Annotated in this window: 10 protein-coding genes; 1 reads left to right on the forward strand and 9 read right to left on the reverse strand. The window is 57.0% G+C overall.

Annotated features, from left to right (window positions below):
* Positions 1-217: 217 nt before the first annotated feature.
* The 4 genes from Q0288_RS13960 to Q0288_RS13975 all read right to left on the reverse strand — a co-directional run bounded on the left by Q0288_RS13960 (position 218) and on the right by Q0288_RS13975 (position 2,987).
* Positions 218-439: a hypothetical protein gene (locus tag Q0288_RS13960; protein WP_299431535.1), complete on the reverse strand. Its 222-nt coding sequence runs from the start codon at positions 437-439 to the stop codon at positions 218-220.
* Positions 440-517: 78 nt separating this feature from the next.
* A complete protein-coding gene (locus Q0288_RS13965) occupies positions 518-976 on the reverse strand; it encodes a putative toxin-antitoxin system toxin component, PIN family (RefSeq protein ID WP_299431538.1) in 459 nt (152 codons plus the stop codon).
* Positions 973-1,260, reverse strand: coding sequence for a hypothetical protein (locus Q0288_RS13970; RefSeq protein ID WP_299431541.1), 288 nt, complete (start codon positions 1,258-1,260; stop codon positions 973-975). The genes Q0288_RS13965 and Q0288_RS13970 overlap by 4 nt, the downstream gene beginning before the upstream one ends.
* Positions 1,261-1,742: 482 nt before the next feature.
* The gene (locus Q0288_RS13975; RefSeq protein ID WP_299431544.1) at positions 1,743-2,987 is read right to left on the reverse strand and encodes a cysteine desulfurase; all 1,245 of its coding nucleotides are present in this window, start codon (positions 2,985-2,987) and stop codon (positions 1,743-1,745) included.
* Between the two features lie 405 nt (positions 2,988-3,392).
* Here Q0288_RS13975 and Q0288_RS13980 point away from each other — a divergent pair, with 405 nt between their 5' ends.
* Positions 3,393-4,610: a class I SAM-dependent methyltransferase gene (locus Q0288_RS13980; RefSeq protein WP_299431547.1), complete on the forward strand. Its 1,218-nt coding sequence runs from the start codon at positions 3,393-3,395 to the stop codon at positions 4,608-4,610.
* 173 nt (positions 4,611-4,783) lie between these two features.
* Here the strand turns inward: Q0288_RS13980 and Q0288_RS13985 are convergent, their stop codons facing one another.
* The 5 genes from Q0288_RS13985 to Q0288_RS14005 all read right to left on the reverse strand — a co-directional run.
* Positions 4,784-6,652: a hypothetical protein gene (locus tag Q0288_RS13985; RefSeq protein WP_299431550.1), complete on the reverse strand. Its 1,869-nt coding sequence runs from the start codon at positions 6,650-6,652 to the stop codon at positions 4,784-4,786.
* Between the two features lie 405 nt (positions 6,653-7,057).
* The gene (locus tag Q0288_RS13990; RefSeq protein ID WP_299431553.1) at positions 7,058-7,282 is read right to left on the reverse strand and encodes a hypothetical protein; all 225 of its coding nucleotides are present in this window, start codon (positions 7,280-7,282) and stop codon (positions 7,058-7,060) included.
* Between the two features lie 183 nt (positions 7,283-7,465).
* Positions 7,466-7,867, reverse strand: coding sequence for a methylglyoxal synthase (gene mgsA / locus Q0288_RS13995; protein WP_299431556.1), 402 nt, complete (start codon positions 7,865-7,867; stop codon positions 7,466-7,468).
* A 378-nt stretch (positions 7,868-8,245) separates the two neighbouring features.
* Positions 8,246-9,160 (reverse strand): sugar phosphate isomerase/epimerase, encoded by a 915-nt coding sequence (locus Q0288_RS14000; protein WP_299431559.1) that lies wholly within the window; start codon positions 9,158-9,160, stop codon positions 8,246-8,248.
* A gap of 28 nt (positions 9,161-9,188) precedes the next feature.
* The coding region (locus Q0288_RS14005) for a Gfo/Idh/MocA family oxidoreductase (protein ID WP_299431562.1) at positions 9,189-10,090 on the reverse strand (902 nt) is incomplete at its 5' end.

The following is a 10,090-nucleotide window of genomic DNA, read 5'->3' on the forward strand; positions in this document are numbered from 1 at the left end:
AGTCCTCCCAGCGGGCAGGTCGCCGGGTGAGGATGTCGAGGTGGAGGTGGGCGGTAAAGCAGTTGTTATTGGAGGAATAGCTCTGAGCGTGGCGGCTCAGCAAGTAAGTTGTGCACCATATTATCGCAAGAGCTTTATCAGTTGTGCAGACCGGATGCTGCGAGTTCTTTCAAACTATTTGTGGCAATGTAGATGCTGGTGTCGAAAACTACCCGCATCACTTTTTGCGGGCCGTGCGCACGGCATCTACTGCCATTTTGATAGCCTCTTTTTCGCTAATCTGGCTGGCTTTAGGCCCGGACATGCGCCCTTCGGCATCCCAGTCGGAGAGCTGAACGTCTTCATCCTGCATTTTCTCGAGCTCTTTGTCCCAGTCTTTGCCTCGGGCTTTTTTGAGAGCTGCGATTATCTCACTGAGGTCGTCGGGCAGCAATATCACTACGAGGTCAGTGTAGCATGCTCCGGCGCGGCAATAAGGAGGGCTCGAGGTGAAGCGCTTTGCCGAATACCTTCGCTTTCACCGTTTCTTGGTTACCTTTTTCTTCGGTGCAAGTTCATTTAGGGCTTCGGCAATCCGCATTACCCTGATTTTGGTGCTCTTGCCCAGGATTTCTTGATAGATATGGTTCCGGTTCTGGCTTACCAGGATATCAGCCCGCGCGTTGATGGCGATGGAGATAATCCAGTTATCGTCTGTATCTCCAGAGCTCTTGATCATCCGGCGATCTGGGATTACTTCAGCCTTGGCCCGAATCAACACCACCAGGGCATTGGCCACTTCCAGGGGTATGTACTTTTCTGGCTTTTTGGGCTCTTGAAACTGCTCTTTGACTACCCTGAGCAGTTCTTCGATTTGCTTTTCCGAGGCAAACACTTGCAGCTTGCCCCGAATCATCATGTCCACCAGCTTGGCCCCTCCCCCATTGGGGGTGAGCAAGCGGCTGATGTAACAGTTGGTGTCGAGGACAACCTTCATTTTGTGCGGCTACGGTCAATAGCGGCGGCGGCTACCTTATCCGCTTGGCTCCCGCTCATTTTTCCCTTGCGCTGGTCATGCTTTTTCAACAGGGTTTGGGCAGCCGCCACGCTCATTTTGCGGGGTTTGGGGGTAAGCAATAACTCTTCCGCAGCCAGCACTGCTTTGTCGCCGGCAAGCAACGAATCAATGGCCTTGCCCAGCTCTTTGTCCCAGTCTTTGCCTCGGGCTTTTTTGAGAGCTGCGATTTTCTTGCTGAGGTCGTTGGGCAGCAATACCACCATGAGGTCAGTGTAGCATGCCCCGGCACGGCAATAAGGAGGGCTCGAGGTGAAGCGCTTTGCCGAATACCTCCGTTTTTCCGGCAGCCCCCAGGACAAGAAGTCTAGTCCCGAAGCCCATCACCGGACCAACCTGGAGTAAGTGCCGCGCCAGGGTGGGGAACTGGTGCAGACCTACCAGGATGTGATCTCGGGCCGGGTACGTAGCCGGGAGGGGTGGCAGAGGAGATTATTGGGTTGAGCCTGGAGCTTCACTCCACCCTGCACGGCCAGTACACCTTCGATGATTAGGCAGGGGAGTTCCGCTTTGGGGTAGGCGCCCTCTTCGCGGCAGTAGTATCTCTGGCTTTCCCTAAGATGCGGCTCGGTAGTAGTGTAGACCGTGGTTTATGGTGGCCCATAACTGTGAAGGGGCTCCATGTACGAACCGCGAAATGCGGCAGGTGAGCAGCGCTAAGTCTCGTCCGCTCGCGAACATGGCACAGCTATAGCCAGTCTTTGAAAAAGTCCCGTACCTTCTTAAGCGCTTCAATGAAGCGGTCTATGTCTTCGTGGGTGGTGTAGACGTAAAAGCTGGCCCTGGAGGTCGCAGCCACGCCCAGCTTGCGGTGCAGCGGCTGAGCGCAGTGGTGTCCCGCTCGAACTGCAATACCGTACTGGTCGAGAGCGGTAGCCACATCGTGGGCGTGAATGCCTCCCAGCACAAAGGGAATCACCCCGGCCCGGTCGGAGTCTCTGGGGCCAAAGGTGCGTACTTCGGGCAGTTCGTCGTCCAGGCGCTTTAGGGCGTAAGCGGTCAGCTCGAGTTCATGCTGCCAGACCCTGTCCATGCCCAGCTTCTTCAGGTATTCCACTGCCGCTGCCAGCCCAATGGCCTCGGCAACCGCCGGGGTTCCCGCCTCGAGGCGCTGGGGGGGTTGGGCATAAGTGGAACGGTCCACAAAGACTTCTCGAATCATGCTGCCGCCACCCAGAAAGGGGGCCAGGGTTTCCAGCACCTCGTAACGGCCCCAGAGTACCCCTACCCCGGTAGGGCCGCACATTTTGTGTCCCGAAAAGGCATAAAAATCGGCACCCAAAGCTTGTACGTCTACAGGCATGTGGGGTGCCGACTGCGCTCCATCCACCACTACCAGCGCTCCCACGGCCCGGGCTGCTCGAGCAATCTGGGCCACCGGGTTGACCGTGCCCAGCACGTTGGAAATGTGCGTAACGCTGACCAGCCTGACCCGCTCGGTCAGGAGCGTCTCGAGGGTATTCAAGTCCAGGCGGCCATCCGAGCCCAGCGGAATGGCTTTAATTTTGGCCCCGGTACGCTCACATACCAGATGCCAGGGCACCAGGTTGGCGTGGTGCTCCATTTCGGTAAGCAGAATTTCATCCCCAGCCCGTAGATTGTTCAGCCCCCAGGCATAGGCCACCAGGTTAAGGGCCTCGGTGGTGTTGCGCACAAAGATGATCTCGTGTTCATCGGCTCCGATGAAGCCAGCCAGCGTTCGCCGGGCATTCTCATAGGCTTCGCTGGCCTGTACCGAGAGGGTGTAGGCCCCCCGGTGGATGCTGGCATTGAGTTCTCGGTAGTAACGGGAAACTGTTTCGATGACCACCTCAGGCTTCTGGCTGGTGGCCGCCGAGTTGAGATAGACCAGATCGGGATGCTGGGCCAGGAGTGGAAAATCCTGACGGATGACTTGGGGTGTAACGATGGCCATGCGCTCAGGGTAGCGCATTTCCGACAGGATGGTTAGGATGAAAGGTTCATTTACCCTTCCTTCGTTCAAACCCCTTCGATCTGGTACCCAGCGGAAGGACATGACCTCTTACTCAGGGGCAGAAGCACGTTTCATGCAGGAGAAAAAGTTAACCGCTCGGGTAAAAAAGGGCGGGCAATTGGGGGAATTTTACTGTTCTAGATAGGTATTTAATCCAAATTAACACGCCCCTTTTGCTCGTTAAAAATCTCGTTACGCTTACGTTGTCCTTCCAAGCCACTTTTTGTACCCCTTAACGAATCGGTACAAGCCGCTACCCATGCGGGCAAACCCCGATAACGGAAGGATTACGGCAAAGTTCGTACCCTCTACCCAGTGCAGCCGCATATGCGGCCCGGAAATACCGGTACTCAGGTGATTTCGATGAAGAAAGTCAAGACCTGTCGCTCGTGTGGATCGGGAGAAATAGTATCCTTTCTGAGTTTGGGAAGGCTTCCCCTTTCCAGTATTCTGAACTCCGATCAGCTTGCCGCTCCCGAAGAACGGCGAAGCCTCGAGGTGGGCTTTTGCAAGCGCTGTGGACTGGTTCAACTGATCGGCGACCCCATCGAGGCCCCCTTCCAGGCCCCGGTCGGGCCTGTGCATGGGGGGCTGCTCGAGCAGCTGATGCACAACTATCGGCTGGGCACCCACCACCTGGTGTTGGCGCTGGCGGGGAGCAGTCCAGAGCTGATGCGCCAGCTGATGCAAGCAGGGGTACGGGTGGTCTATCTCGAGACCCATCCAGAGCGCAGCAAAGCGGCTGCCAGCAAGGCCATTCCCACCCGCCACGAGCGTTTTGACCGCAACTATGCCAACCACCTGCGCGAGGAGGGGCTGCGGGCCGATGTGGTGCTGGTCAATCAACTGCTTGCTCACAGCAGCGATCTCAATGGACTGCTCGAGAGCCTCGCGGCAGTTCTCAAGGATAGTGGCTCGGTGGTGATGGAACTACCCTATGTGCGGGAGTTGCTCGAGGCCAGGCAGTTCGAGCATTTCACCCATCAGCAGCAACACTACTTCTCGGTCAGTGCCTTATATGAACTGGTGCGCCGCCACGGCTTGTGGCTCCACCGGGTCGAACCGCTTTCGGAGGGCTATCTACGCTACTACCTGGGCAAGGCCCGCCAGATCGAACCTTCGGTTGGCAGGTACATGGATGAGGAGCAAAAGCTGGGCCTGACCACAACCGCCTACTACCTCGAGTTTGCCTCTCGCATCGCTGCGGTACGCGAAGCGTTGCTGGCGTTGCTAACCGAACTGCGGGCCCGTGGGCGAAGGGTAGCCGCTTATGGCGCCAGTCCGCAAGCAACGGCCTTGCTCAATTATGTGGGGCTGGGCCGTGAAGTGATTGATTTCGTGGTGGACAGCGATATCAGCAAACATGGTCGCTATCTGGCTGGGGTGCATATCCCCATCCATGGCACCCACAGACTGCTCGACGAACAACCTGATTATCTGCTCCTGCTCAGCGATCAGCCCAGCGAGATGGCCCACCAGTACCGGGAGTATTTAAAACGGGGCGGCAAATTTATTGTAGCCCTTCCCCATCCCGACATTCTGAACTCACCCCTCGAGCAAAAGATTCAGACTGGCAGTTGAAAGCAACAGGTAAGGAGCGGCAAGCCCAGAAGCCTGGCGCTTCAGTCTTTGGCAACAGCAAGGTAGCAGGATTTTTGTACGTTACTTGCCCTGCCGAACATAAAGCGCTAAACGCTTGAATCTTGTGAGACATACAGCCGGGTACAAATCTGCTTGCAACCCCCATAGCTGATCTACTTTCGTGCAATCCAGGAGCGGAAAATGCTGCCGGTATCTTCACCATAACCACTCAAAGCAAGCCCTGCGCGCCGGATGTATATTCGGTCAGCTCCGGGGTAAATATCGCGCAAGGCCCGGTACAACACAGGTTCGTCGTCGAGGTAGACCTGAAACCGCTCGCCATCACAAACCACCCGCAAACGTACCGGTACTCCGTGGTAGAGCAGACCGGGCACACGACTCCAGATCATGTCGTAGGGCTCTTCATAACCGGTAAAGCGCAGTATTGCAGCCACCGAACTTTCCCTGTCATCCAGGCACAAGGTTACCACCAGATGGTGCTTGGCATCTTGCCAGATACAGACTCCAGCCCGGCTTTGCTGGTTTTGCCCCACACACTGGCCCGGAGGGAGGATTTCGACTTCCAGATCGGCCAGACCGGTGCTGTCCCAGGGTATGGTGTAGAGGGTGCGCTCTCCCCCAGCAGCTTCGATACGCAGGCCCCCTTCAGCAGGCATCAAATTTCCACGTCCCAGGGTGGGTTCCCAGCAAATCAGCAAATCTTCAGCAGCATGGTTCAGATAGGGCGCAAATACCGTCTGTTGGCCCTTAGCCTGCCAGGGTAGGCCCAGTTCAAGCGCTGGTGGCAACACCACTTCACGCGGATGCACTTCGAAGTCGGCGGCCTGTCCCGCCAGTCCAACACCGGTCTCGTTCGCCAGGCGATGCTCGAGGATCGGACCTTCGGAAAAGAGCGGCTGGCCGTCCAGGGTAATGGTGAGGGCTTGCCCGTCGTCCAACACCTGCACCCAGTGGGGTTGCTGGGCCTGGCCCGTGTAGGGTTTGGCGGCCAGCACGACTTGCTGGAGGCCATATTGCAGCCGCAGGCGGATTTCCCGTGGGCTCAGTTCCAGGGCGAGGTAATGCCTCTGATCGTGGTAGCGCCAGATCAGGCTGGCAGGCGCAGTCAGGCGTACATGAAACAAACCCCCAGCTTCCTTTAGGTGCAAGAGCATGCACGGGCCGTGCAGGTGCCATACCCCACCGTGGGCAGCCTTGCGCCCCAGCTGGGGCTGGGGATCGGCAGTCAGGGCCGTGCCATACCCCTGCCACTCTGGTATATCCGCTACACGCACCCCATACACCCGGGTATCTACGCGGTGCCCCATCTCACCGAGGATGGACTGGTGAATCCCAGCGTACAAATCCTTCGCAGTCAGGCTATAGGGGTCTATCGCTAAAGGCCGTAGTTTCGGCAACGTCGGCAGGTGACGGCTGCCCTCGAGCGAACCGGCATAAAAAGCCACACCCTTCTCGCGCAGTATCGAGACCAGATAGATTGGGTTGTTCTGAATGCCCAGCAACAGATGGTGTAAACCCCGCACCTTGGCTGCACATAGCAGGCCATTCTCGCTTGGGTGTCCCTGCATCACCAGGGATTGGCCGGACTCGAGGGGGTGGGTCGGTACCGGTTGATCAAACCAGCCTACCGCCAGGTTTTCCCGCATGGGCTGTACTGAAAAGTGGGCCTTAAAGGGAATTCCGATGGTAGAGTCCTCCCGGCTGCGACCAAAGCTTCGCGGCAGGATGCCGAGGTCTGCAGCACAGGTTTGGGAGTTGTTGTGCCCATTGAGCATGAAGACCCCAAAGGCCAGTCCGGCCTTTCGGGCAAAGGGGCCATAAGCAATTCCCTGGCGGCCCCAGCCCGGTGTGTCCAGGGGGGCAAAACGCAAAACCCCATCTTCCACCGAGATTTTGGCCTCTGCATCCACCCCCAGGCGCACAGCTCCACAATCACTGGTGCTACCGATAACCTCGCCGTACAACACCTCCCGCGCAAAGCGATCCAGGATTTCGGCAGGGGAAGTCTTAGGGTGTTTCATGCGGTGGTCACATCGCTCTGGCCCACTTTATGCAAGTGCACATAACCCCAGCGTGAAGAATAAAAACCTGCAGCAATCGGGAATTAGTGCTCCAGAACGTTACCGCAGGCCCGTGACCGGTTGGGTATGAAACGACTGCATAACGTCAGAGCATAACAGACCATCCATACCGGTCTGCCTTCAAACAACACATTTCCCGACAACCTATTTAGCCCATCAAAGCAAAAATTGAATGGGCAAACACCAGAAAAAAACCATCGCTGCCTACCATGGTCAGGTTCAATTCCTGCACCCTGCCCCTCGTTCAGGTCGTCGTGCTGTCAACTACCCCAGCGATGCGCAGCCAGTACCTGCATACCATCCGGTATCTGCCCTTCGGGACGGGCGTGGTCTGTATGGGTGCAGTTACGCCTGAATACGGTTGGGGGAAGGTGCGGGAACCTCTTCACTTCTTGCGCCTTGCTGGATGCCGATCAGGAAGCCCATCTTCATCAGGGCGATAATCTGTTCGGTCTGGCCCGACTTGACTAGTTCGTCCACATATTCTGCCAGGCCGGGTGGAAAGGGCATCTGCTGCAAGGCTTCTCGATTCGCCTCCACCATTTGTTGAATCCACTCGAGGGGGGTCATACCTACTTGCCAATATAGCACTCAACTTTCCTAACATTCGGATTTCTGACACTATCGTTCACCACCCGACCCTCGTGGGTGAACACATCCCCCTGGTTAAGGCCAACTGCAAACAGCCTTGCCCTCGCCCTTTCCCACCTTCCGGCAATCTTGTTCGCGATCCCCCAATTTCGGAGCCGTTGCTTACGAGCCAACCTGCCGCTCATTGGCCGATAGGTCGCTCTGGAGCCAGGCCAGCACGGCCTCGGCAGCCGTCAGGTTGGTCGCCAGTGGGACATTGTGGACATCGCAGACCCGCATCAGGGCCTGCACGTCGGGTTCATGGGGCTGGGCCTGGAGGGGGTCGCGCAAAAAAATGACCGCCAGCACCTTGTCCTCGGCAATCAGGGCCCCGATCTGCTGGTCACCACCCAGCGGCCCCGAAAGCATCCGGGTCACCGTCAATCCGGCTTTCTCTTGCAAGATGCGCCCGGTAGTGCCTGTGGCGACTAGAGAAAACCGTGAGAGCAGATCCTTGTGGTCTTTGGCAAAGGACACCATATCGGTCTTCTTGCCATCGTGGGCAATCAGGGCCAGCGCTTTCATAGACTCCATTCTATGAGCCCACCATCAGAACCATTTACACAAACCATCCCTCGCCCTCAACTCCCAGCCATAAGCGATACAACCCCCCACAGGAGGGCATCCTTGAACCTCTATTTCACCGAGCAACTCTTCCAGGCCCACGGCGGTTATTTCTGTGCCCAACCGCTATGCACAAGCCCCTCGGGTATGATTGACCTGGACGACATAGGGCGCCGGCTTATCCCACATATCAAAAACCCGGCCAACCAGCTAAGCATTGGAGGCTTCCAGCGCAGACCTGTAACTACATCCAGCTCAGCATAAATTTGAATACAACGCCCGCGGCGAGCAGTTTGGCAGATACGCTCGACAGGTAAGACAAACTTAGTGTGGGGCAGCTTAAATCACAAAGTTCCGCAAGAACCGCCCCGACTGAATTACGGCCCGCTTACGGTCTTCCAGGCTGCCCTCGTAGGCCCGGTCTTCAACCTCGATGCAGACCGGCCCGTTGTAGCGGGCTTCGGTCAGGTTGGCGAAGAACTGGGTCCAGTTCACATCACCCAGGCCCGGCAGTTTGGGGGCATGGTATTCCAGCGGGGTGGCCATACTCCCTACCTGGCGAAGTTTATCCTGGTCTATTCGCACATCTTTGGCATGGATGTGGAAGAGTTTGTCCTTGAACTCCAGGAGGGGCCAGGCCGGATCCATCATCTGCCAGACCAGGTGGCTGGGGTCGTAGTTCAGACCAAAGCAATCCGATTCGATGCGGCTGAACATCTCGCGCCACACCACCGGGTTGATGGCCATGTTTTTACCACCAGGCCACTCATCGCCTGTGAAGTACATGGGGCAGTTCTCGATCCCCACCTTCACCTTTTGCTTCTCGGCATGCTTGATGATTTCGGGCCAGCGCTCATCAAACAAAGTCCAGTTGTCCTTCAGGCTTCGGGTGTGGTCGCGTCCAATAAAGGTGTTCATACGACCCGCCCCCAGCCTGGCTGAGGCCGTGATGACCTTTTTGATGTGCTCAATATATACGCTGGCTTCTCTTTCGTCGGCCACCAGGGGGTTGGGATAATAGCCCAGGCCCGAAATCGAAACCCCGTGTTTTCTGGTAAGGGTCATGATTTTCTTGATCTCAGCCTCATTCAGGCTAGCCACATCAATATGGGTTACTCCGGCATAGCGTCGTTCGGCCTTGCCTTTGGGCCAGCACATCACTTCTACCGTCTCGAAGCCCTGTTCACTGGCAAACTCGAGCACCTGTTCCAACGAGAGGTCGGGGAGAATCGCACTTACAAAACCAAGTTCCATGATGGTCTCCTCTGGAGGCTATCCGCCATCAGTACTTCACTTTCATCCACTTGCCCGTCTTGTTACTGGCTAGAATCGCCTCGCACAACGCCAGTTCCCTGTGGCCGTCCTCGAAGGTGGCGTAGAGTGGTTTTTCGCTGGGTCTGCCCGCTTCGATATCGGCATAGATGGCTTTATAGAGCTGCTTGAACGTATCGGGGAAACCCTCGGCATGGCCACCGGGGTAGCTGGTATAGACCGCTGCTGTATCGGCTAGTAGCCCCGGATCACGCAGTAGTATTCGATTGGCTTCGTTGCGCTCTCCAATCCAGAGCTGTTCGGGGCGTTCGCCACTCCAGGCCAGGGCTCGTTTGCTGCCCGCAATCTCATACTCGATGGCATTCTTGCGTCCGGCAGTCACCTGCGAGACGGTAAGCACCCCCCGTTGCCCCCCCTTGAAGCGCAACAGTACGCTGGAGTAGTCCTCGGTGTTGATCTTAACCGGAGTGGTGGCCGGTTTCTTGCCGCCCTTCTTTCCACTAAAGGTTTCCAGCGAGCCCTGGGGTGCCTGCCGTACTGGATGAACCGTATAGAGGTCGGCCATCACGCTCTCGACTTCCAGGCCGGTGATGAAGGTGACCAGATCCAGCCAGTGGGTGCCGATATCGCCAATGGCCCGCAACTCGCCTCCCTCCGAGGCCAGTACCCGCCAGTTGAAGTCGGAGGGGTACAGGAGCCAGTCCTGCACATAGCTGCCCTTGATGTGCAGTACCTCACCGATAGACCCGGTTCGTACCAGGTCTCGAGCATGGAGGTTGAGGGGATAAAAGCGGATATTGTAATTGACCGCAGCAATCCGTTTGGGGTACTGCTGGAGGGCTGTAATCATTTTTCGGGTCTCCCTGGTGGTCATCCCCAAGGGCTTTTCGCAGATCACATGCTTACCCGCCT

This window comes from uncultured Meiothermus sp., assembly GCF_937863175.1.
Taxonomy (GTDB): Bacteria; Deinococcota; Deinococci; order Deinococcales; family Thermaceae; genus Meiothermus.

Bases quoted from the DNA above. Each gene is read 5' to 3' on its own strand.
- Q0288_RS13965 (WP_299431538.1), bottom strand. From the start codon at position 976: ATGAAGGTTGTCCTCGACACCAACTGTTACATCAGCCGCTTGCTCACC.
- Q0288_RS13970 (WP_299431541.1), bottom strand. From the start codon at position 1,260: ATGGTGGTATTGCTGCCCAACGACCTCAGCAAGAAAATCGCAGCTCTC.
- Q0288_RS13975 (WP_299431544.1), bottom strand. From the start codon at position 2,987: ATGCGCTACCCTGAGCGCATGGCCATCGTTACACCCCAAGTCATCCGT.
- Q0288_RS13980 (WP_299431547.1), top strand. From the start codon at position 3,393: ATGAAGAAAGTCAAGACCTGTCGCTCGTGTGGATCGGGAGAAATAGTA.
- Q0288_RS13985 (WP_299431550.1), bottom strand. From the start codon at position 6,652: ATGAAACACCCTAAGACTTCCCCTGCCGAAATCCTGGATCGCTTTGCG.
- Q0288_RS13990 (WP_299431553.1), bottom strand. From the start codon at position 7,282: ATGACCCCCCTCGAGTGGATTCAACAAATGGTGGAGGCGAATCGAGAA.
- mgsA (WP_299431556.1), bottom strand. From the start codon at position 7,867: ATGAAAGCGCTGGCCCTGATTGCCCACGATGGCAAGAAGACCGATATG.
- Q0288_RS14000 (WP_299431559.1), bottom strand. From the start codon at position 9,160: ATGGAACTTGGTTTTGTAAGTGCGATTCTCCCCGACCTCTCGTTGGAA.